The sequence below is a fragment of the Eubacterium aggregans genome (assembly GCF_900107815.1).
GTDB classification, from domain to species: Bacteria; Bacillota; Clostridia; order Eubacteriales; family Eubacteriaceae; genus Eubacterium_O; species Eubacterium_O aggregans.
On the sequence record NZ_FNRK01000001.1, the window covers coordinates 60245 to 83421 of the forward strand.

Genomic DNA, 23177 nt, shown 5'->3' on the forward strand with positions numbered 1-23177 from the left:
GTAAAATGACGACTTTGATTTCTCAAAATCGCCATTCTATGCTGTTATACAAACATTAATATACAGCCATTATTTCTTCGGCAGATTTAAGTGAGTTCTAGAGTTTCAGCAAATCAAGTAATGCTTTCGCTACACCATCTTTGTCATTTGATGTTGTAATATAATCTGCGTTCTTTTTTACTGTACTCGGAGCATTTTCCATAGCAATACCGATACCTGCACGTTTTAAGAGTGTCATATCATTTTGACTATCACCAATAGCCATTACTTCAGCAAGGGAAATACCCATATCCTTACAAACAGCTGCCACGCCCACAGTCTTGTCGCATGTTTTAGGAATAATTTCCACAAAAGCACCTAATGATGATACAACAAGCACATCCTTATTTATCAGTGCTTCTTCAATACGTGGCTTAATAGTTTCATCTGTCGTTGCCACAAAGAATTTATGCACGCGATGTGAATACATTTGAATGTTTTGTAAATACAGGATTTGATTCCCAAACGATTCAATATAGGAAGGATGTAAGCCGCTACTCTTTATCCGACTTTTGACAGGAGGAATTGTCATCAAACCATAAGGAGTATACATTTCATAAAATACTGAAAGTTCTTCCAATACTTCAAGAACAGATTGTACATCCTTTTGAGAGATAAAATCCTGATGTACTATTTCCCCACTACTTAAGTTAATGGTCATGGCCCCATTCATACTAATAATATAGGGGTATGCTTGGATTTCGTCGATGTACAACAGGCATTCAGACAATGGTCTCCCAGTCGCAATGGCAATCGGAATACCTATTTCTTGAACTTTTTCCAGCTTCATCATGGTATTATTTGAAATTTGATGTGAGGAATTTAATAGCGTTCCATCCAAATCACAAACCAATAGTTTTATTTCACCTTTACACATTTAAATCTTCTTCAGATTGTGGCTGACTTTCCGCGGTTACCACCGGTTTCTTTAAGATAAGGGTTATTGCTGCAGCAGTAATTGTCCCTGCAAGAATCGCCACAATGAATCCAAGGGGATTTTCAACAGCACCCGGGATAGGCAAGATGAAAATCCCGCCATGGACCACAGTAGTCCCTGTTTTGAACAAAGCAATAATCACACCTGCTACCGCAGAACCGATAGCACAGGCAGGTATTACACGTTTTGGGTCATTAATGGCAAAAGGAATGTAGCCTTCACAAATTAGGGATGCCCCTAAAATCCAGGCGGCCTTCCCGGCTTCAATCTCCTGCTCTGTAAACTTCTTTTTTTGAATCGTCGAAGCCAATGCCATTGCTAGAGGGGGAATCATCCCCGCTGCAATAACGGCCCCCATAACCACCTGCGGAACGCCCGGCTGGGCCACGACAGCTGCAACACCGAAGAAATAGGCAACGCGCAGGATAGGTCCACACAGGTCAACCGCCATCATTGCGCCCAGCACGGCACACAGTAGAATCAAGCTACCGCCCTGCATGCTATTTAAAAGCCCCGTCAGGCTGTCCATCAGGAAAGCCACCGGCATTCCCACGACATATGTACAAATCAGACCAACGGCTAAGGTCGACCCTACGGGAATGATTAAAATTTCATAAACACCATTGAGTGCCTCTGGAAGCTTAATGTACTTCACCATCAGCTTAACACAGTAGCCCGCCAGAAAACCACCAATGACCGCACCCAAAAAGGTGGAGCCGTTACTCGCAGCAATACTGCCGCCAACCATACCCGCAAGAAGCGCCCGATTATCCGCAATGGACGTCGCGATAAAGCCACCGACGATTAGAAACATCAACGACATGGTATGTCCACTACCGATGCCATAAATGACCTGTCCTAAAGTTCCCAGTCCATCTTCTGGTGCAGACATAGCATCCGCACCAGAAACAGCAAACCCAATAGCCATGAGAATCCCACCGGCTACCACAAAGGGAATCATTGCATTCAGACCTTCTAACATATGGTCAAAGAATTTTTTATTACCCGTACTTTCCACGTTTTTCTCCCCCGGTTAGTTATTCTGTTTTTTATACTCTTCAACAATTTTAACGCTGCTGGAGCTACCAATTCGTTCCGCACCCGCTTCAATCATGGCAAGACAGGTTTCTAAATCCCGAATACCACCTGCGGCTTTGACCTTTACCGTATCACCAACAACAGATTTCATTAGTTGAACATCTTCTACCGTTGCGCCACCGGTTGAAAATCCTGTCGATGTCTTAATAAAGTCGGGTTTGACCTTCTTTGCAATCTCAGCCATCTTGACAATTTCTTCTGCTGTCAATAAACAATTTTCAAAGATAACCTTTGACAGAACATCGTTTTTACGACAGATCCCAACGATTGCTTCCATTTCCTTTTCCAGATAGTCCCAATTGCCTTTTTTCAGCTCAACCAGATTAATCACATAATCAATCTCATCTGCACCCTCTTCAATGGCTTTCTCAGTTTCAAAGCACTTTGTTTCCAGGACAGTTTGGCCGAGGGGGAAGCTGATTGCTGCCCCAACATGGACGGCTGAATCCTCTAATAAGCTTTTACAAAGGGCCACAGGAGCGGAGTTAATAGCCACCATTTTAAAGCCATAGTCCTTGCTTTCCTGGCAGAGTTTTTCAAAATCACTCACCTTAGCATCTGCTGCTAAACATGTGTGATCAAAGTAATTTGCTAACGCTTCAACTGTTAATTTTTCCATAATTATTTGAACTCCCATTATTTTGTTTTATTGGTTAATACGCAATCCACAGCTTCCTGCCAGCCCTTATAGAGTTGGTTGCTTTCTTCCCGGCTAATTTCCGGTTCAAACTTCTGATCTAACTCAAATGCCCCCAGAAGCTCATCCTTACTCTTCCAGAAACCAGTGGCTAAGCCTGCAAGGAATGCGGCCCCACGGGCAGTGGATTCCACAAATTTTGGTCGCACAACGGGAACACCTAACAGGTCTGACTGGAACTGCATCACAAAGTTATTTTTGCAGGCCCCGCCATCCACCTTTAATTCGGTATTCTTAATGCCAGAATCAGTCTCCATGCATTCGATCACATCACGGATTTGATACCCCATGGATTCCAGCACAGCTCTTATGATATGCTTTCGGTTCGTCCCTCGGGTCAGCCCAAGGATGGCACCCCGGGCGTGCTGATCCCAATAAGGCGCTGAGAGCCCCACAAAGGCAGGGACAACATATACCCCATTTGTATCCTTAACTTTTTTTGCAAAGAATTCTGTTTCATCTGCTTCGGAGATAAAGCGCAGCTCATCCCGCAACCACTGGACTGAAGCCCCAACAACATAGAGCAGGCCTTCAATTGCATATTCCACCTTACCATCAAGTCCCCAGGCAATGGTAGTCAACAAACCATTCTTGGATTTGATGGGTTCGAATCCCGTGTTCATCATAAGGGATCCACCAGTTCCATAGGTCGCTTTCACCATACCTTCATTAAAACAGGCCTGACCAAAAAGTGCGCCCTGCTGATCACCAATGGCAGCGGCCACAGGGATGCTTGATCCAAAGAATATTGTGGGATCCGTCATACCATACACCTCGCTGGAAGGTCTGGGATCTGGAAGGATGGATTTCGGGATATCCAGCTCACTGAGCATCCGCTCATCCCATTTGACGTCATTGATATTGAAAAGCAGCGTCCGTGATGCATTGGAATAGTCAATGACATGGGTGCTACCTCCGGTTAAGTTCCAGATGAGCCATGTATCGATGGTTCCAAATAGCAATTCGTCCTTTTCGGCTTTTTCTCTAGCACCCTCCACATGATCCAGCATCCATTTGACCTTTGTTCCTGAAAAGTAAGAGTCAATGAGCAGCCCCGTTGTTTGGTTCACATATTCAGACAAGCCCCGTTCTTTGAGCTCATCGCAGAAATCGGCGGTCCGGCAATCCTGCCAAACCAGAGCGTTCATAATCGGCTTTCCTGTGGATTTCTCCCAAATTACAGCGGTTTCCCGTTGATTTGTAATCCCGATTCCTGCCACTTCTTCCGGCTTAATCCCAGCATCAAAGATTGCTTTTTGAGCGGTACTGTATTGGGCATTCCAGATTTCAACCGGATTATGCTCTACCCAACCCGGATTAGGATAAATCTGTTTGAATTCCTGATAAGCCATCGAAACCATCTCACCTTTTTTATCAAATACGATGGAACGACACCCCGTGGTTCCGGCATCAAAGGCTAAAATATACTTTTTTTCCATAATAATACCTCTCTTCAATATTATTTCTAAACTTCCATACCGTAGCGTGGAATCTTATGCGTCGGATAGAAGGAAATCGTGGGAATCGTGACATCTGGTGTTCTCGTTGCTACAAACAATGCAATTTCTGCAACATTAGAAACATCGATGCAGCTAGCATGGATTCCTTCCTTCATTTCCTTTTCATCCAGCCATCCTTCAACATAAGCCGTTAAGCCACCATCATATTCCCCACTGTCAATAACCTCAGTCATGGGTGTCTTAACATGGGAGGGATTAATAACCGTAACACCGATATTCTTATTCATGCCTTCCAAAAGGATATTCTTGCTCAATCCCAGCATACCATGTTTAGAGGCGCGATAAGGGCTGTGGCCCGGGCAAGAAGCTACTTTCGTTGAGGAAGAACCGATATTCATAATCCGTCCTCCAGTTTCCTGATTTTCCATCACTCTGAACGCCTCGCGACAACACAGGAATACACCCGTCAGATTTGGACCAATGGTTTTATTCCATTCTTCCATCGTGACCTGAGAAATCGGGGGTGCAAGTGAATCCCGGCCAGCACTATTAACTACTAAGTCAATGCGCCCCCATTTATCCATCGCAGCTTTAAAAAAGCTAATGACAGATTCTTCATCCGAAACATCCGCCGTTATACCTTCACACTCCACACCAAAGGCTCTGACTTCCTCTACAACAGTTTCAAGACGTTCCCCATTAAGATCTACCAGCAACATATGACATCCTTCAGATGCATAGATTTTTGCAATGGCCTCCCCAATGCCTGAGGCGCCTCCAGTGATTAATGCAATCTTATTTTGAAGTTTTTTACTTGTTCCCATATTTAACCCTTTCATTTTTAAAACGCGCTTTAAATGTTTTTATGACCATAGTATAAAATAAAATTTTATTCGTGTCAATGTAAATATAGAATAAATTTTTATTTTATATTCTTTGCCTTAGTTTATCGGGCTTTACATCCCCTTGAATTCATCATATAATAATAGAATAAAATTTTATTCTACTACATATATGGAGAAAAAATGCCTACTAACCGAAATGCCATTGAAGATATTCAATCCAAATTAGCCTACTATAACCCTGCCCTTCGCAAGATTGCCGACTATATTTTAAATCATCTAGACGAAAGCCAATCCATGACCATAAAAAAAATGGCCACCGTCTGTGGTGTTGCTGAGTCCACCGTTACCCGATTCGTTAAGGAATCGGGCTATAAGAATTACCAGGCGCTGAAGCTTGCCCTGGCCCAGGCCGTTATGGAAATGAACGCACCTGAGGAGACTAACCTCACTGATACACCGCCTTCCTACGTTTATGAAGATATCCAGATGAATGAATCCATTAAGACAATTATTGATAAAATTCATTTCCGTAATATGCAGGTAATGACGACTACCAAGGATCAGCTAAATTACAGTGTTCTCCGCGAGGCTGTTGGTCTCATTGAAGAAGCAGACCTCATCCTATTTGTGGGGACCGGTTCTTCAGCAGTTGCCTGCGAAGAAGGTGTGATGCGCTTTACCCGCGCAGGGAAAAAATGCTTCTTCCCAAAGGATAATACCATGCAGCTTATGATGGGCTGCTGTACAACGGCCAATACCCTTGTCATTGGTATCACCCATTCCGGGAAAACACGTTCTATCGTTCAAACTCTCAAATACACTAAAGCCCAGGGAGGAAAGACCATCTGTATCACTTCAGATTCTAATTCTCCCATCATTGCAGAATCTGATGTTTCTATTTTCACGGCAGATCATAGCCATCCCCTCACAAATGCCATCAATTGGGAATCCACCGCTGCTAAAACAGCCCAAATCATGGTCATTGACATTCTATATGGTATTTATGCTTCCTATAATTTTGACAAGGTGTTGGAGAATCTTGATAAAACATACCAATCTGTAAAAGAAACCCGATAACTCCTGAAATCATAAAATAAGCCATTGACAAAATAAAATTTTATTCTATAATGAAAACATAGAATAAAATTCGGAGGTTGTGCTTATGAAAGCTGCTTATTTTTATGGAATCGGAGATATTCGGGTTGAGGAAGTTCCTGTACCGGACATTGCACCAGACGAACTGTTAATTCAAATTAAGGCCAGTGCCATCTGTGGTACGGATTTGCGGATTTATAAGGGAGGGCATTTTAAAATCCCCGAAGGATCCAAGCGTGTACTCGGACATGAGGTGGCTGGAATTGTAGCAAAATGTGGTGAAGCGGTATCCGGCTATCCCCTGGGCATGCGTGTTTCACTGCCGCCAAACGTTGGCTGTAGAACATGCCCAATGTGTTTGAAGGGGCTTAACAACATGTGTCCAGACTACGAAGCCTTTGGAATCAGCTACGATGGCGGCTTCCAGGAATACATGCGTGTTCCCGCCGAAGCCATCCGCCAGGGAAATGTCATTCCTATTCCTGATAGCATGTCCTTTGAGGAAGCTGCGGTCACCGAGCCGTTATCCTGCACCTATCATTCCTATCGCACGTTACAAACCAAGCCAGGGGATACTGTTCTAATTATTGGTGCTGGTCCCATCGGTGCCTGTCATGTCATGATTAACAAATTAGCCGGTGCCACCAAAATCATTGTCGCTGATATTTCTGACGAGCGTCTCTCAGAAATCAAAAACTACGGAGCAGATCTCACCATTAACTCCGGGAAACATGATCTTAAAGATTTTGTTTTGAAACAAACTTCTGGTATTGGTGCCGATATCGTCATCACAGCCTGTTCCGTTCCTTCTTTACAGACCTTAGCCCTTGAAGTGGCGGCTCCCCTCGGCCGGGTTAATTTTTTCGGTGGTATGCCCTCTGGAAAGGAAATGGTCACCCTCAATACCAATCTCATTCACTATAAGGAATTGACCGTTCTCGGTACCACCGGTTCCAGCCTGGATGATTTTAATGAATCCTTATCCATCGCAGCTTCTGGGAAAATTAACATTGGTGATCTCGTCACCGCACGCTTCCCCATCGAATCAGCCAATGAAGCCTTTGCTCACGCTGTATCCGGCAAGGGTATGAAAACTGTTTTCACATTTTAAGGGAGCGTACTGATGATTACGAACACTACGATGCAGGCCGCAGTATTACACGCACCTGCTGATTTACGCTACGAGCGTGTCCCCATCCCACAGATTGATGAAAATGACGTGCTGGTCCGAGTGAAAGCCGCAGGTATCTGCGGTTCGGATTTGGGCCGAGTGATGCATTCCGGCACCTATCATTTCCCCACGATTCCAGGACATGAGTTCTGCGGTACGATTGACCAGCTTGGTCGTGACGTTGATGGTTTTTCCATTGGAGATCGGGTCCTTGTCGTCCCCATTCTTCCTTGCTTTCAGTGCGCCCATTGCCAGAGTGGCAATTACGGCCAATGCGAAAATTACAATTACCTCGGTTCCCGAACAGATGGTGGATTTGCCGAATATGTCAAAGCACCGGTTCAAAACATCATCCCATTGCCGGACAACATTTCCTTTGAAGAGGGTGCTGCAGTTGAGCCAGCAGCAGTCACCCTCCACGGGATGAAGCGTATTAAAATCAATCCTGGCGATTCTGTTTGTATTTTGGGCTGTGGTCCCATTGGCCTCTTTGCTATCCAATTTGCCCGAATCATGGGGGCCACGCAGATTATTGCCGTCGATTTGGATACGGAACGCTTGGCACTTGCCCAAAATCTAGGGGCAACGGATACCATTGAGGCAAGCTCTGTATCGGTCATCCCTTCTGTCAAACAACTCTCTGGTGGTGAAGGTGTCGATGTCACCATTGAAAATGCAGGTTCAAATATTACACAGGTCCAGGCCATTTCCTGTACTAAAAAGCACGGACGGATTCTTTATCTGGGAACCGCGCATAAGGATGTCGTTATTCCTCCAGAAATATTTGAACACATTGTCCGAAATGAGATTACCATCACTGGTGCTTGGAATTCTTATTCCGCGCCCTTTCCCGGCAAGGAATGGCATGCCACACTCGAATACCTCGAGCAAAAACGTTTGGATGTCCGTTCGCTGATTTCACATCAGCTGCCACTGTCCGACGCTCCCGAGGTTTTCAAATCACTGGATTCCCATCAGTTGAATGCCATTAAAATCATCTTCCAGATATAATTCGATGAAAGTTCAATTGATTAACGGCAGCCCCCATCAAAGGGGCTGCATCCACACTATTTTGGAACAGGCGGCTCGTTGCTTTGCCTCCCAGGGCATCAAAACCGAAGAATTTTGGGTTGGTAAATCTCCAATATCGGGCTGCCTCGATTGCAAAGCCTGTAAAAAAAATCATACCTGTATTATCACGGATAACGTCAACCAATTCTCCGCAAAAGCGGCGAATGCCGATGCCTTTATCTTTGCTTCTCCCGTCCACTATGCTGGCGCTTCGGGGAGTCTAACCAGTTTTATGGATCGCTTGTTTTACTCTAATCCAAGAATCTTTTATGGTAAACCGGCTGCGGCCATCGTCAATTGCCGTCGAGATGGGGCCGCCTCCGCCTTCGATCAGATTAACAAATACTTCGGTATTTCGAATATGTTTACCGTTGGGTCCCAATATTGGAACCAGGTCCATGGCCTTACCCCAGACGAGGTCTTAACCGATGAGGAGGGTATCCAAACGATTCGTACGCTTTGCTCAAACATGGCATGGCTGATGCAGTGCATTGAAGCTGGAGCTGCGCTTGGCATCAGTGCGCCAGAATACGAGGTACCTCTGCGTACGAATTTTATTCGATAACGCTTATCTCAATTAAAGGCAACTATATCGACCTTAGAGGGACGTTATAATTGCCTTTTTTATCTCTAATTTAACTGATTATTCGTGATAATCCGATCCACAATCTCAGCCGCAACGCGAACCTTCTTCCCACATTTAAATGCCTGGGGTTTATTCCCATCCAGTACCTCTTTGCATACGATGGACCCAAATTCTTCTTTAAACAGCCCTGCTGCCTCTCTGATTTTCGCATAGGTTTTTCTCATGCTTTTTCCGTCATCCAGATTTCCATCACTGTAATGGAAGCTGATGATTGCAAAGGCTGCCGATACGGCACCACAGATTTCCTGCATCCCACCGCAGCCTCCGCCAAAGCCCTCTGCCATTTTGTAGAAAATGGTCTTGTCGATGTCCATTTCATCCGCATAGGCACACATCACAGCCTGAGCACAGGTATACCCCTTTGCATAATATTGAAGTGCTTCTTTAACTTGATTCTCCACTATCTCATTCCTAATCCTTCCCATGATATCGCTTTTCTAAGCGCACATAATCCTTTTTTCCAGATGCATTCATCGGAATCGCCTCTACCGCATACACCTTAAACACACTCGAGGGGAGCCGTGTTAATTCAACCAATGCATTCGTCACAGCAGTCTCTGTTTTGGGGGCTCTATCCGTTGTAAAGATAACCAGATCTTTTTGCGCATCATGACCAATGCAGGCAAAGGAATATCCCGGAAAATGAGCCGTCAGATTATTCTCAATCTCATCCAAACTCACCCGATAGCCATATAACTTAACGAATCGGCTTTTCCGACCAACGATATAGTAGTAGCCCTCGGAGTCCCGTTTGGCCAAATCCCCGGTGCACAATCGGCCTTGCCATTCATCACCCTTGACGAGATCCTGGGCGCACTCGGCATAGCCCATGGCCACATTGGGGCCGGTGTAGACCAGCTCGCCTCTTTGACAATCCCCCTCAATCCTGCTTCCATCGGTATCCACCAGTTCAAAAGCGCCCCCCGGTATGGGAATCCCGATACTCCCCAATTTCCTCTGGATGGCCTCTGGCGGCAGATACGCCATCCGGGCGGTTGCCTCTGTTTGCCCGTACATGATGACGAATCGTCGACGGTCCTGACTCGACCACTGGGCATACCGTTCCTGAAGCGCTTCGGATAAATGCCCCCCAGCTTGAGTCAAAGTCCTGATATAGGGATACTGCTCCAAATCAATTTTCAATCGATCCATCATCTCGTAGGTATAGGGTACTCCTGCCAGAGATGTCCCCTTGTTCTCCTGACAAAACTCCCAAAATCCCCGTTCTGTCACGCTTTTAGTCGTAAGCAACAGCGTCGCCCCAACCAATAGATGGCTGTGGATGACCGACAGGCCATAGGTATAGGACATGGGCAAGGTCGTCACCGGACGATCATCTTCCTCTAATTCCAAATATTGGGCAATGGCTTCTGCATTGGACTGAAGATTGCACTTACTGAGGCGAACCACCTTTGAGGACCCTGTACTCCCCGATGTGGTCAAAAGTAAAGCCAAGTCCGGATGAAGCGGGGGTTGTTCAGGCCAATCAATGCGATATAGCACCGTTTCGGTGGTAATGAATTCAATGCGTCCTAGGCACAAGGCCATTTGGTTGATCTCTTCGTGGTCCAGGCCCGACAACAAAAATGCCGGCCGGTAGAGATTTATGAGTTCACGCAATGCCTCTGATGAAATATTGTCATTTAGCAGTAGCGGTACAGCATCCATACGAAGTGCCGCGAGATAAAACAGCAACACGTCTGCTTTATTCTCACATAGGATGAAGCACAGGGTTCGCGGCTGTACCACTCCCTTTAATTTCTGGACATAACCGTCAATATCCTGATAATCAATTTCCCGTCCTTCATCCATGATGGCCAACACCCGATGGTTGAAGATGGGATCATGCTTAAATAGTGTCATCTGGTTACTCCTTCCCCCAGGTGCGGGATAGGGCTTTTATTAAATCCACTCCATCCCAAACCACGTTAAAATCCAATGCAGCACCCACCGGAATAATCCGGGTACCGCCCAGCATACCTGTTTTTCGAATGGCATTACCGATTTCTGAAACGTCCACCCCAAAGGCCGTAATGGTCTGTAGTCGTGGGGTGTCCCATTGGTGCAATAACTCTAAATACGGCAGGGGCGCTTCTAAAAAAGTCCCAAAACCCAGGTCCCCCTGATCCCAATCCAAGAGTGCCTCCGGCAACTCCAGGCGACACACACCGGGAGTATCTGAACGTATTTTCTGGACCCAATGGTGGGTAGCGGCAAACCGACAGGCCCCCGTATAGCGGGCCATGATATGACCATCCTGTCCTGCATCGTAGTCCATGGCCTGCCGGGCCACCGCTTTCCAAAAGGCCTCTCTAGTCTGTGGGCTTTGATTCCCATGCCAGAGCACCAGACGTGGGCTGGAGCAGGCCAATTGATTCATGGCATAGGTGTCATTGCAAAAACGCCTGGCCAAATCATCGAGATCCCCCTTTCCAAGGTGTCCCACCACTTGCTCATCCAGAATGGATAGGGATACCCGATGTGGAAAATAGCATTCCACCGCATAGGGCGGCAGAGGGATCCTCCGGATGGTAGTGATGCTTTGATCCCCACCCCAGACCATGCGTCCATTGCATTCCTGGCTGAGCATCCCGGTCCACCCCGCCGCATCCCTTGGATAGGTTAAAATGCAAACGCGCTGGGCCAGGCTCTGATAACAGTCCATCCGTAGCACTCTTTTAAGGACACGACAGGCTGCCAGATCATCGGCATACCGACGCTCAGAGATACGAATCACATTGCTATTTCCAGAAAGAAGGCCCACCGCCAGTGTATAGAGGAAGAAGAGCGGCATATTGGCTGGTGCGATATGAAAGATATGCCCTCGACCCATGGCATACTGACCGTATCCTTTCCCTAGTGCCATCAGATTGCCTGGGCGACACCAAAAGGCAAAGACTGAAGCAGCGGTTTTATTTTCGATGGTGGGTTCTTTTTTTAGCGCCTGTCCAAGGGTTTCCAAGAACTGGCAAACCACCGGTTCACAGACCGTATAACACTGGGATGGGCGTTGGCCTTCTCCCACTAAATAGGTTATTTCATTAGAATTCATAGGTATCACTACACCCCCGAACCTCAGCCTTTGGCAGACGTCCTAGAACCTTAAAATACTTGCCCTTCCGACCACAGGGGCAGTCGTCCTCTCCCAACAGCACACCGAGATCCTCGGTTAACACGGAGTGACCTGGATAAGCTACCGCCATGGGTGAGAGCACCTGGATCAGTCCCTCCTCCCCCTTCTCGCAGAGGGAAAAATCCACGGGCCGGCGGATATATATTTCCGAATAGATGCTGGCATGAAGATGGCCCTCAGGACACGCCATATAGATGCTCCCGGTTTGCTCAATCATGCCATAATAATTGATGATTGTAACAGCTCCAAAAACCCTTTCCAGCTCCCTGCGATAAATCACACTGGAAACCTGCTGGTCTGCCAGTTTTTTCCACCCTCCACCGTGGATGAGATAGCCCTGCTTAAAATCCAGATTCAGCTTTTGCCGTCTCAGCACCTTATAGACGTATTCCCACACCAGAGCGGTAAATCCAAATAATAAAACAGGCCCTTCACGGTAATGACTGGCGAATTCCATAACAGCTGCTTCATTCAGGGTCATATCCTCATTGAGGGCATAGCACACTGGTGAGCCGAAAATAGAAAAACCAAGGATTCCTGCTCCTCGGGCAGAGAAGGCCGCCCGTTTTCGCAGTACGCCTGGAGAGTCCAGGATCAGCATGGGGATCCGCCGATTCCCAATAAAATCAGCCACAATATTAATGAGTGTCTGTTGTTGCCAGCCTGCATTCTGCTCATCTAAAAAAACGGTGGAACATTGCTGGCTGGTGGTACCCGATGACACCATCGGGTTAAGTCCGTCTTCCCTGCTTTTCAAGGTCATTGTTTTGAACAAGGCCACCGGAATAAAGGGAATAGCCTCTAAGGGCAAGGGCTCGCCCCGATATCCCAATGCCGTAACGATGCGCCCATACTCCTGGCAATGCTCCCGATGATAGCGAGTCAGGGGATTCATAAGCGATTCCAGTAGCTGTTTTTTGTCTTCCCTTTCCAGGGTGTAAGGTGATTGTTTTAGTAAATCATCATAGCGCATCGAGAACTTCCTTTCTCAAAACATAGGGCTCACCATGCCCAGGGAACACGTGAAGTCCCGGATTCAACCCCTTTAGCCACGGCAGTGTTTTTTCGGTATAGCGTTCTGGGCTTCCACCGGGCAGCCGGGTAATGGTTTCTCCCCCGGGGATGAGGTAGTCCCCAGAAAAAAGGCGTTCGCCATCCAGGAGGATGGCCGTACTGCCACCGGTATGTCCGGGCAATCCAACGCATTCGAGCAAATGTCCCTGCCATTCTAGTCTTAGTCTTTCCTCAAAGGTCCGGCTCGCCCCCTCACAGACAAAGCCGGGATAATCAATATCCCCCTTTCCCTGGAAGGCCAGGTACACAGACATCATTCGCGACATATTAAGTCCTGCATTGCCCAGTGCCTGACTGCATGCCTGCGACGCAATCACCGAAGCCTGGGGCCAACGACTTCTCAGCTCCGATAACCCGGCAATGTGGTCACAGTGCTCATGGGTCAGAATAATGGTCGTCAGCGCGGTACTTCCCAGCATCCCCCCGAGGCCCACTGCGTCGTTGGGATCAATAATCAGCGCCTCATCTCGACACTGCAAGAGGTAGCCATTGCTCTCAGTCAAAGGATCGCAATGGACGGAAATGGTCAGCATCGCACTAAATGGTGACGTCGTACTTGGCCAGGATTTCCTTCCCCTTTTGGTAGGAGGAAAAATCCAGCACATCCAGGGTTCCCATATTCACCCCAAAGGTTTCTTCCATGGCATTCATTAAATCCATATGGCCAATGGAATCCCAGGATTTATGTCTCCGATAGCGAAGGTTTGCCAGTTCCTCCGGGGCTACCCTGAGAATTTTTATAAAAAGCTGATCGTATTTTTCGATATTTGTCATTTTATCCTTCTTTCTACTACAATTGAAAACAGGGGATCCACATCAAGCAGACCCCCCAGTTCATTTCGACACGACTATTCTTTTATTCCTAATCCGATGGTCGTCACCTTTACACTTAAATATCCAAAGATCAACCCAATGACGTTGGCACCACTAATCCAAAGGACCGCATTGAGCAGAGGCGGTATCCCTGGGATGGCCATGAAGGCACCGGCCCCATAGCCCACGAAGATGCAGGAGTAGGCATTGAATGCCACGAGGGACACACCACAGGCCGGAATCTTTAATCCCAGCATCAATAGGAATACAGTGATGAAGACTGCTAAAGCCAAAGCTGCCAGTGAAGGCATTAGCCCACCAAACCAATCGATGAGTAAAAAAGCAAGAACAGCTAAGACTGCTCCCAAGAGCATGGGCAGGATACTCGTTTTAATGAGATTTGGTGTCGCACCTAGGGCGAAATACCAGGCCCATCCCACAAAGATGGCCCAAACAGGAACCTGGATTGTGATAAATACACATGCCAGGGCCGCTAGGATAGCCACGGAAAAATCGATTTTTTCAAGCTTCACATCAGCTCTCCCTATGCGAAGGCACACTTAAAGCGGCGTTCGAACTCTTCCACCAAGTCGTCTCGGAAATCCGGATGGGCGATTTTAATCAGATTGGCCGCCCGTTCTTTTAGGGTACGACCTTTAAGGGGGGCAATGCCGTACTCTGTCACCACATAATCCACATCATTTCGAGAGGTGGTAATGGCTGCACCTTCATCCAACAGGGGGACGATTTTAGAGAATTTCCCTTTAACCGTTGAGGGCATGGCCATAATGGAAATCCCACCCTTGCTGGCCGAAGCGCCTCGGACAAAATCAACCTGTCCGCCCACACCAGAAATCTGCTTAGGGCCAATGCTTTCAGAAGCAACCTGTCCCATCAGGTCTACCTGGACACAGGAGTTAATGGAAACCAGATTATCATTTTGTGCAATGATAAAGGGATTGTTGACATAGTCCACAGGACGCAGCTCCACATTGGGGTTATGATCCACAAAATCGTACAATCTGCGGGTTCCCATCAAAAATGTGATGACGAATTTGCCCGGATGGAAGTTCTTTCTAGCATTGGTGATGACTCCGGCTTCCACCAGCTCCACTACACCGTCAGAAATCATCTCAGAGTGAATCCCCAGATCCTTCTTGTCCTTGAGGAACAGCAGAACGGCATCTGGAATAGCACCAATTCCAAGCTGGAGGGTAGCGCCATCATCAATCAACGAGGCGCAGTTTTCTCCAATGGCCTTTTCCACCTCTCCGATGGTCGGTGGGGCCAGCTCTATAATGGGCTCTTCATACTCCACAATGCAGTCAAACTCCTTGACGGAAACCAGGCTATGGGCGCCGGTGTGGGGCATTTGTGGATTAACCTGGGCGATGACCTTCTTCGCCTGCAGCACAGCCTGATAGGTGTAGTCCACCGAAACGCCCAGAGAACACATCCCCTTTTCATTCGGAGGTGAGACCATGACCATGGCCACATCCACCGGCAAGGTCGTTTCAAACAACCGGGGAATTTCAAAGAAGAAGCTGGGAATAAAATCTGCCCGTCCTTCTGCTACTGCCGCCCGGGTACTCCCCCCGACGAAGAGCGCATTGTGTCGAAAGACACCAGCATACTCTGGCTGGCAGTATCGTCCCTTACCCATGGCTACCATGTGGACGATTTCCACATCCTGGTAGGCCTCGGCATTATCCACCATGGCCTCTACAATATGGCAGGGCTCACCACAGGCATGGGCAAGAACTACACGATCCCCGGATTTAATGACATCGACGGCTTCTTGCGCCGTTGCCAAATGCTCATCATAATATGTTTTCCAATCCATTAAACTACCTCTTTTTCTTTTCATTTCATTTTTATTGCAGGGACAGGGTCATCTCCGTTTCCGCCACCAACTCCCGGTTACGAAAAACCTGACCACGGCAAACATACAGTTGATATTCCAATCGCGCTGCTAATAAGTCGGCATGAATGTTCAAACAATCTCCCGGATGAACCGCCTGCCGAATCTGAGCCTTCCTGATTTCCATTAATAATGGAAGCTTTTTCTTATCACTCTGGTCCTTCAGGATAATGATATCTGCAGCCTGGGCCATGGCTTCCACCAGATAGACCCCTGGCAAAATCTTATGCTCTGGAAAATGTCCCTGAAAAACAGTCATTTCTCTTCTGGGTGTCCAGGTTGCCTGTATGCTCTCCCCCGGGGCCAACACCTCCACGGTGTCAATCAGACACAGTGGATTCCGATGGGGCAGAATATCTAAAATCTGCTGATGGGTCAGTCCTTGACTATTTTGTGCTTTCATTCCTGTGGAGAGACGGGTAAGGGCATCACGATAATCCCCATCGCCACTTAGGGTGATCCATTTGGAGGGTGGTACCACCAGGCCATCCACCGGTGCGCATTGGGCTGGACAGCCCTGGCACAGGAGGAGGGCGTCGTAGGACCGCCCCTCCTCTGCTGGGACGAAGGTTACCTGTGGAAGCTTTTTCCGAAGGCGCTGGACTAGCGCCACCCGGTCATACCGAGGATTACACCCACCACAGTAGCGGATGCCCACCACCAGCTTAGCCTCCATGGCGCTGTTCCAGGATGCGCCTGGCCTCATCCAGTAATCCTGAGCTGATGGATTGAATCAGAACCACATCCTTCAACTCCGGCACACGTTCCATGAGTTCTGTTTTAATCAAATTTTCACTGGTCAAATCCGCTGCGGGACAGCCCGCACATTGGCCTGTGAGTCGGAAGCGGAGAACCCCATCTTCGAGGTTCACCACCTCCATAGCGCCACCGTGGCTTCCTAAAAGGGGCTTTATGTATTCTGTAATCACTGCTTGTATTCTGCTTTCCACTATGGCGCCTCCTCACTGGGCTAATTATTCTTCAATATGGGCGATGGCCTTTGCCAGAACCTTTTTATGAGCTAAATTCCCCTGACGGGCAATCATGATTCGCTGTGCCTGGGGTGAGCCTGCGCCGTGCATGGACTCTGTCCGATAGCCGACAGCCGCGGTTCCAAGGGCCAGGTTTTCGACCAGACGCAGGATACGCAGACGGTTTTCTGTGGTGACTTCGCTGACACCCTTTAAGTATTTATCGACGATGGGCCCGATTTTGGAATCCCTGAAATCTGCTTCTGACGGGGCGGTAACCATAATACCACCGGCGATGTCCTCCGCTAATCGGACGATTTCGTAGGGGAAGCGGGTCACATTCTGTTTACACACATTGGCTAAGAGCAGGTCGATGATGTAGTTACCGCTTTCGGTGGGAGTCCCCTCTGCCGAGCAGGCAATCCCGCAGGCATACAGGGTTTCATTCAGATGGGTCATTTCGATGAGCTTATCCTTCACGTGGGATGCCCGGGCAGCGCCATTGTAATCTGCGGCTACTGCAGCAGCCCCAATGAGCACGTCGCCCACGCCCACCTTACACCCACCATAGCTCTGGCGATGGTAGCCTGCGAAGCGTTCTACCAGCATGCCGGCGAACTCGGTTTCTCCATTTAAGAAGATGCGGTCATTGGGCACGAAGACGTCGTCGAAGATGGTGAGGGCTTCCACTCCACCGAATTCAGAATTCCCCACATCCATGGTGGTGTTTTCCATCTTACGGGTGTCACAGCTCTGACGGCCGATGATCATGAACAGGCCCTTGGTGTCCATGGGGATGGCGAAGGAAATCGCATAGTCCTTATCATCCGGACCCATAGCAATGGTCGGCATCACAATGACTTCGTGGCTGTTGATAATCCCAGTCTGATGGGCTTTAGCACCTCGAACGACGACACCGTCTTCCCGGCGTTCCACAACCCGCAGGTACATATCCGGATCATCCTGCTGATGGGGTGCCTTGGAACGGTCTCCCTTGGGGTCTGTCATGGCGCCATCTACAGTAAGGTCATTCTTCTGGGAATAATCCAAGAACTTTTTGAAGTTTTCGTGGTAGTTCGTACCGTATTTCTTATCACATTCAAAAGTGGTGGAGTATTCTGCATTGAAGGCATCCATCCCCACGCAGCGCTGGAAGCAGGAAGCGGTCTTCTGTCCGCAGAGACGCTGCATCTTCACCTTTTTCATCAAATCATCGGTAGAACGATGGATGTGGGTGAAGCGGTTGATCCGTTCCCCGGTTTCCGGGCTGATGACGGTCATCAGATCCTGATATTCCGGCATCTGAGCCAAATCGTAGGTCATACGGACCGAGTTCAGTGAGGGGCGGAGAATGGGATCATCCACCGGGTTCTCCACCTTCTTACCAAACATATAAATTTCCATAGGAATCTTGCGGATGCTTTCGATATATTGTTCACCTGTCATTAAAGCCATTTTGTTTTCTCCTCTTTCTTTTTCTTCTTAATTTTTTAGTTTTCTATTCTATTCGTAGCAATTAGGTGCCAGTTCCAGGGTTTTGAAAAATTCACTGTCATGGGCATAGATGACCTTTGCGTCATATTGCTTCTGGATTTTCCGCACCTTTTCGATGGATTCAAAATATGCAATAGAATCATACAGAAGGCCGGAAGCCTTAGCCGGTGGTCCGAAGATTTCTTCAGTGTAGACACAGTCCTGGGGCAGGATGATTGTCTGACCCTCTAAGTGGACCACGAGTCCCAATAATCCCGGTGTATGTCCAGGCAGATTAATGACCTCAACCCCAGGGGCGATTTCAAAATCTTCCTTAACCAAGTGGACCTGTTTCAGCGAAACATCCATATCTCCCTTGACATATCCGCCGTGCTTGGTGGGATCGGGGTTTTGATGTACCATGAACAGAGCATTCTTATAATCCGCATCCGGGACATAAACATCCGCATGTTCAAACAGATACAATCCGCCAGCGTGATCCAGATGCAGGTGGGAAACCACAACGGTTTTAACATCCTCGGGTTTCACCCCGCATAATGCTAATTGCGCATCCAGGGTCTCATCCTTTTTCTGATATAAGGGATAGACTTCCTGGAGATTGATGGGCCAGTAGCCATCCATTGCTGCCGGGTTGCTGCCCGTGTCGTAAAGAATGTAGCCATCATCCGTCTCGATCAGAAATGCCATAACCGGTAACTGAATCCACTCATTTTGAACAATGGGATTACTTCTCGTTCCGACAGTTGCGCCATTCACCACATTGTTTTTATCTGTTTCAAGATAACCGGTGTTCAGAATATACAGCTTCTTCGCTTTTTCCATAATAATTCCTCCTCTTGATTTGGGTGTTTCCCTTGCCCTGTATTAAAGCAAGTCGCGTGCCACTTTTTGTTTTTCTTCAAAAAAATTCACAAATCCGCAATCTACCGTTCGTTCAACCTCCCTTTATTCTTTTTATAAAAAAGCCAGTTGTTTTAAAAACAAAACAACCCCAAGGGCCTTCTCATCACTTTCCCATCAGAAGGCCCCTTGGGGCTGTTTTGTTTTTGAATCATTGTTTTATTTTTGAACCATTTTGTCCTGGGTGTATTTTTTTCGCTTTCGAATATATGTGGCCGGATCCATGCCGAGGCTTCGAGCCGCCTTCCGCACACCGCCATGCTCCACATAGGCCTGTCGGATATATTTCGCTTCAATTTCCTCCAAAAGGCCTTTAAGATTCAATTGTCCACTAGCATCCGTCATATTCTCAGTATTTTTTTGCAGACCCACCGCCACGGCATCAATGTTTTCACCGTCACTAAGAATGAAGGCCCGTTCGATGACATTGCGCAGCTCTCGAACATTGCCTGGCCACTCATATTCTATCAAGCTGGCCATGGCCAGCTGTGTCATCTTTTTATTCTGATTATACTTTCGATTCAAGTGGCTTAACATATTTTGGGTCAATGCTGGGATATCCCGTGGCCGTTCCCGAAGAGGCGGTAGGGTAATCGGAAAAACATTCAGACGATATAGAAGGTCTGCGCGGAACTTTCCTTCATCAACCAGCTGCTGCAAATCCCGATTGGTCGCAGCTAAGATTCGAACATCCACCGGGATGGCCTGACTTGCGCCGATACGGGTGACCTCGCCTTCCTGAAGTACCCTTAATAGCTTGACCTGAGCCGTAAGGGGCAGATCCCCTACCTCATCCAAAAAGATTGTTCCTTGATCCGCCACTTCGAACAAGCCGCGCTTTCCCTTGGCCTGAGCCCCGGTAAAGGAGCCCGGCTCGTAACCGAAAAGCTCACTTTCCACCAGGCTTTCGGCAATGGCGCCGCAATTGACTTTAATGAACGCATTGGTTTTTCTCTGGCTATTATGATGGATATAGTTGGCGAAGCGCTCCTTCCCCACCCCGGTCTCCCCAAAGAGGATAACTACCGTATCCATTTGAGCCACTCTCTGAGCCATTCTCAAAATTTCCAAGGTTACATCATCTTCAGCGATGAAATCATGATCCCCCTCCAATTGACTTCGAATCAATTCGATTTCTGCCTGATATCTCTTGGTCAATTCTTCATTCTGAACCAGCTTTTCCTTCAATTGATAAATTTCTGAAACATCCCGAACATTGGTGACCACCATGATTATTTTTTTATTCTCATCAAAAATAGGTGTACTGGTCACAATGGCCTGCTTCCCAGTGCGAAAATGCTGATCGATAGTAACGGAGGTCTGGGAGCCAATGGCCATGAGGGTTCCAGAACGACTGATGGCCCCCTGCTCCACTAACTCGCTCATGTTTTCGCCCACTACCTCCTCCATTTTAAGGCCGGAGACCACCTCATAGGAATGGTTGCACCAAATGGTATTCGCCTCACCATCGGTTATAAAAATCCCATCAAAAGAACTCTCTAATATTGCAGCCAAGCATCCCAATGGATCCTCATATTCTTCTAAAAATTGCAGCTTTTTCTTCTCTGAAAGATATACAGGATTTCTCTCCATAATCAACCTGCCTTCTTCAATTTGTGTCCATTATACTGTATTTTCGATCGGAAAGCACTGTATTTTTAAATCACTACTAAAAGCAATTGTATTCTCCTAACGCCCGATCTATACTATAATTAATACAGTAAAACCAAAGAGTCCTCCCCATGGAAACCATCCTGTATCCCAAAATCCCCAAGGCCCTAATGCTGCGCCATGGAGGTTCTTAATATCTCTGGGCGGCAGACTCATTAAAGGCACCCAAATATTATATCATTGGGGCTGGCAGCCTGAAGGTCTTTATGAAACGCTACGGGTCTCCCTGCGGCATTCGGATCTCCGGACGAAACTTCGGCGACGAAAATGACCTCTTCCCCATACCGCTGTACAGTGTTTTTTGCCTAAAAGCTGGAATCTTTGTAAGATAGAATGGTTCATTGAAACCAGAAACAAAGGAGTGACAAAATGATTGATTTTCAAAGTGATTATATTGCCGGGGCACATCCCCAAATCATCAAGCAATTGTCTGAAACGAATTTGGAGTGCCTGCCGGGCTATGGAACCGATGCCTACTGCAGCGCAGCGAAGGAAAAAATAAAAGCCGCCTGTGGATGTCCAGAGGCAGAGGTAGAATTTTTAACCGGAGGGACGCAAACCAACGCCATTGTTATTTCTACCATGCTTCAGGATTATGAGGGGGTGTTAGCTGCAAAAAGCGGGCATATCAGCACCCATGAAGCCGGTGCCATTGAGTATTCTGGCCACAAGGTTTTAGAACTGTCCCAGGCCGGAGGCAAGATTAGTGCCGCGGTATTGAAAGATTACCTCAGTGACTATTTTGCAGATGAAAATTATGAGCATATGGTTTTCCCGGGGATGGTTTACGTCTCCCACCCTACGGAATATGGTACCCTTTACTCCAAGGCGGAGCTAGAGGCCATCGCCGGGGTTTGCCAGGATTATAAAATCCCCCTTTTCCTTGATGGTGCCCGTTTAGGGTATGGGCTTATGAGCGCCGCTTCAGACATGACCCTGGCAGATATTGCCCGAATTTGTGATGTGTTTTACATCGGGGGAACCAAGGTAGGGGCTTTATGTGGTGAGGCCGTTGTCTTTACCAAAGGGAATCAGCCAAGGCATTTTATGACGGCGGTGAAAAAGCGGGGTGCCCTGCTGGCTAAGGGACGACTCCTCGGTATTCAGTTCGATACCCTTTTTACCCATGATTTGTATTTTGAAATCAGCCGCCACGCCATTGGATTAGCAGAGGAGCTAAAGGCTATTTTCACGGAACGGGGTTATTCCTTTTACCTGGAGTCCTTTACCAATCAGCAATTTATCATTTTGGAAAACGCCCAGATGAAAAGGCTTAAACAGGACGTGTCCTTTTCCTTTTGGGAAAAGCTGGATGACAACCATACTGTGGTGCGTTTTGCCACAAGCTGGTCCACCACAGCGGAGGATTTAGAGGCTTTAAAGAGGATTTTATAATTGGCCCTTTTCAGGCATATCCACGGCCTTCGCTATCCCTTGCCCCGTGTTGAGTGGTAGTCGCAAATTTTGTGACTACCACTTGATCCTGCAATTCTTCTGAAATTGCATTGTTAATATGTTTACCAATTGTTTTGAATCTCTGTCAAACAATTCTGCCTTCTGCTGCCGATTCAGCCAGACTGTATCCTGCTCCGGTGAGATTTTTACATCCATAGGCAGCTCGCCACGGGTACAAAAAAAGACCACCGTCATGGTGGTCTCATTGGGAATCAGGTGGGGTGACACTTCCCACATCTCCTAACCTCTTGTGAGGGGCGACGGCTGCCCGTTCCGTCCTCTGGTTCCCTTTGTATTTATATTGTACATTATTTAGTGCTTTCTGTCAATTTTCAGGAGTTTGCCGTCCCGTATGAAATTAAGGGTTCTCCGAGTGTTTAACTTATATAGCGTACGGGCATAATGTTTTCCATTTCGGGATACACGCACAGCCACTTTAATAAATTCATCCTCCATCTGAATCTCTTTCACAAATTCTATGGATTGATCAGATGGATTAATCCCAACATAATCTGGATCATTCAGTATTTCCTTGAGTAGATGTCTGTACCGTTTATAATCCTCTGGGTGACTTTTTTTCATATGTCGAATATTACTCTCTCCAATATAAATGGGTGCTCCCGGGGATAAGTCTAATCTAAGGGTATTGATTATTTCTTCGGAAATATATCCTAATACGACCACTG

At 47.3% G+C, this 23177-nt stretch carries 24 protein-coding genes; 5 read left to right on the forward strand and 19 right to left on the reverse strand.

What is annotated here, in order from left to right; genetic code table 11:
* Positions 1 to 97: 97 nt before the first annotated feature.
* Genes BLW33_RS00300 through BLW33_RS00320 form a run of 5 tightly spaced genes read right to left on the reverse strand, consistent with a single transcriptional unit; the run spans position 98 to position 5070 of the window.
* Positions 98 to 916, reverse strand: a complete 819-nt coding sequence (locus tag BLW33_RS00300) for a Cof-type HAD-IIB family hydrolase (RefSeq protein ID WP_090304031.1) — start codon at positions 914 to 916, stop codon at positions 98 to 100.
* Positions 909 to 1994, reverse strand: coding sequence for a PTS fructose transporter subunit IIC (locus tag BLW33_RS00305; protein WP_090304032.1), 1086 nt, complete (start codon positions 1992 to 1994; stop codon positions 909 to 911). The genes BLW33_RS00300 and BLW33_RS00305 overlap by 8 nt, the downstream gene beginning before the upstream one ends.
* Before the next feature lie 15 nt (positions 1995 to 2009).
* A complete protein-coding gene (deoC, locus tag BLW33_RS00310) occupies positions 2010 to 2693 on the reverse strand; it encodes a deoxyribose-phosphate aldolase (RefSeq protein WP_176966558.1) in 684 nt (227 codons plus the stop codon).
* Between the two features lie 17 nt (positions 2694 to 2710).
* Positions 2711 to 4210 carry a glycerol kinase GlpK gene (gene glpK, locus BLW33_RS00315; protein WP_090304035.1) on the reverse strand — a complete coding sequence of 500 codons (1500 nt, stop codon included), beginning with the start codon at positions 4208 to 4210 and terminating at the stop codon, positions 2711 to 2713.
* A gap of 26 nt (positions 4211 to 4236) precedes the next feature.
* Positions 4237 to 5070, reverse strand: coding sequence for an SDR family oxidoreductase (locus tag BLW33_RS00320; protein WP_090304037.1), 834 nt, complete (start codon positions 5068 to 5070; stop codon positions 4237 to 4239).
* Between the two features lie 186 nt (positions 5071 to 5256).
* Between BLW33_RS00320 and BLW33_RS00325 the strand changes: the two genes are divergently transcribed.
* The 4 genes from BLW33_RS00325 to BLW33_RS00340 all read left to right on the forward strand — a co-directional run bounded on the left by BLW33_RS00325 (position 5257) and on the right by BLW33_RS00340 (position 8978).
* Positions 5257 to 6153 carry a MurR/RpiR family transcriptional regulator gene (locus BLW33_RS00325; protein WP_090304038.1) on the forward strand — a complete coding sequence of 299 codons (897 nt, stop codon included), beginning with the start codon at positions 5257 to 5259 and terminating at the stop codon, positions 6151 to 6153.
* A gap of 85 nt (positions 6154 to 6238) precedes the next feature.
* Positions 6239 to 7282, forward strand: a complete 1044-nt coding sequence (locus BLW33_RS00330) for a zinc-dependent dehydrogenase (RefSeq protein ID WP_090304040.1) — start codon at positions 6239 to 6241, stop codon at positions 7280 to 7282.
* 12 nt (positions 7283 to 7294) lie between these two features.
* On the forward strand, positions 7295 to 8353 hold the full coding sequence (locus tag BLW33_RS00335; RefSeq protein ID WP_090304041.1) for a galactitol-1-phosphate 5-dehydrogenase: 1059 nt from the start codon (positions 7295 to 7297) through the stop codon (positions 8351 to 8353).
* A gap of 4 nt (positions 8354 to 8357) precedes the next feature.
* A complete protein-coding gene (locus BLW33_RS00340; RefSeq protein WP_090304043.1) occupies positions 8358 to 8978 on the forward strand; it encodes a flavodoxin family protein in 621 nt (206 codons plus the stop codon).
* A gap of 65 nt (positions 8979 to 9043) precedes the next feature.
* Here BLW33_RS00340 and BLW33_RS00345 read toward each other — a convergent pair whose 3' ends face one another.
* The 13 genes from BLW33_RS00345 to BLW33_RS00405 all read right to left on the reverse strand — a co-directional run bounded on the left by BLW33_RS00345 (position 9044) and on the right by BLW33_RS00405 (position 20958).
* The gene (locus BLW33_RS00345) at positions 9044 to 9460 is read right to left on the reverse strand and encodes a C-GCAxxG-C-C family protein (RefSeq protein WP_090304045.1); all 417 of its coding nucleotides are present in this window, start codon (positions 9458 to 9460) and stop codon (positions 9044 to 9046) included.
* Between the two features lie 10 nt (positions 9461 to 9470).
* Positions 9471 to 10922 carry an AMP-binding protein gene (locus BLW33_RS00350; protein WP_090304046.1) on the reverse strand — a complete coding sequence of 484 codons (1452 nt, stop codon included), beginning with the start codon at positions 10920 to 10922 and terminating at the stop codon, positions 9471 to 9473.
* 4 nt (positions 10923 to 10926) lie between these two features.
* Positions 10927 to 12111 carry an acyl-CoA reductase gene (locus BLW33_RS00355; protein WP_090304048.1) on the reverse strand — a complete coding sequence of 395 codons (1185 nt, stop codon included), beginning with the start codon at positions 12109 to 12111 and terminating at the stop codon, positions 10927 to 10929.
* The gene (locus tag BLW33_RS00360) at positions 12101 to 13165 is read right to left on the reverse strand and encodes a LuxE/PaaK family acyltransferase (protein WP_090304049.1); all 1065 of its coding nucleotides are present in this window, start codon (positions 13163 to 13165) and stop codon (positions 12101 to 12103) included. The genes BLW33_RS00355 and BLW33_RS00360 overlap by 11 nt, the downstream gene beginning before the upstream one ends.
* Positions 13155 to 13799 carry an MBL fold metallo-hydrolase gene (locus tag BLW33_RS00365; protein WP_090304051.1) on the reverse strand — a complete coding sequence of 215 codons (645 nt, stop codon included), beginning with the start codon at positions 13797 to 13799 and terminating at the stop codon, positions 13155 to 13157. Before BLW33_RS00365 ends, BLW33_RS00360 begins: the two co-directional genes overlap by 11 nt.
* Before the next feature lie 4 nt (positions 13800 to 13803).
* Positions 13804 to 14040, reverse strand: coding sequence for an acyl carrier protein (locus BLW33_RS00370; protein WP_090304053.1), 237 nt, complete (start codon positions 14038 to 14040; stop codon positions 13804 to 13806).
* Positions 14041 to 14114: 74 nt separating this feature from the next.
* Complete coding sequence (locus tag BLW33_RS00375) at positions 14115 to 14612, reverse strand: DUF1097 domain-containing protein (RefSeq protein ID WP_090304055.1); 498 nt, start codon at positions 14610 to 14612, stop codon at positions 14115 to 14117.
* A gap of 11 nt (positions 14613 to 14623) precedes the next feature.
* Positions 14624 to 15922 (reverse strand): acetyl-CoA hydrolase/transferase family protein, encoded by a 1299-nt coding sequence (locus BLW33_RS00380; RefSeq protein ID WP_090304056.1) that lies wholly within the window; start codon positions 15920 to 15922, stop codon positions 14624 to 14626.
* A 31-nt stretch (positions 15923 to 15953) separates the two neighbouring features.
* Entirely contained in the window at positions 15954 to 16706 is a 753-nt protein-coding gene (locus BLW33_RS00385) for a 3-hydroxyacyl-ACP dehydratase FabZ family protein (protein ID WP_090304058.1), read from the reverse strand.
* The gene (locus BLW33_RS00390) at positions 16666 to 16950 is read right to left on the reverse strand and encodes a NifU family protein (RefSeq protein WP_090304059.1); all 285 of its coding nucleotides are present in this window, start codon (positions 16948 to 16950) and stop codon (positions 16666 to 16668) included. Before BLW33_RS00390 ends, BLW33_RS00385 begins: the two co-directional genes overlap by 41 nt.
* 24 nt (positions 16951 to 16974) lie before the next feature.
* Complete coding sequence (locus BLW33_RS00395) at positions 16975 to 18426, reverse strand: 4-hydroxyphenylacetate 3-hydroxylase family protein (RefSeq protein ID WP_090304060.1); 1452 nt, start codon at positions 18424 to 18426, stop codon at positions 16975 to 16977.
* Positions 18427 to 18474: 48 nt separating this feature from the next.
* A complete protein-coding gene (locus BLW33_RS00400) occupies positions 18475 to 19287 on the reverse strand; it encodes an N-acyl homoserine lactonase family protein (protein ID WP_090304062.1) in 813 nt (270 codons plus the stop codon).
* 237 nt (positions 19288 to 19524) lie between these two features.
* Entirely contained in the window at positions 19525 to 20958 is a 1434-nt protein-coding gene (locus BLW33_RS00405) for a sigma-54 interaction domain-containing protein (protein ID WP_090304063.1), read from the reverse strand.
* Positions 20959 to 21405: 447 nt separating this feature from the next.
* Here BLW33_RS00405 and BLW33_RS00410 point away from each other — a divergent pair, with 447 nt between their 5' ends.
* Complete coding sequence (locus BLW33_RS00410; RefSeq protein ID WP_090304065.1) at positions 21406 to 22431, forward strand: threonine aldolase family protein; 1026 nt, start codon at positions 21406 to 21408, stop codon at positions 22429 to 22431.
* A 372-nt stretch (positions 22432 to 22803) separates the two neighbouring features.
* On the opposite strand, the gene BLW33_RS14550 is transcribed toward BLW33_RS00410, so the two are convergent.
* Entirely contained in the window at positions 22804 to 23175 is a 372-nt protein-coding gene (locus BLW33_RS14550; protein ID WP_090304069.1) for a PBECR3 domain-containing polyvalent protein, read from the reverse strand.
* Positions 23176 to 23177 lie beyond the last annotated feature (2 nt).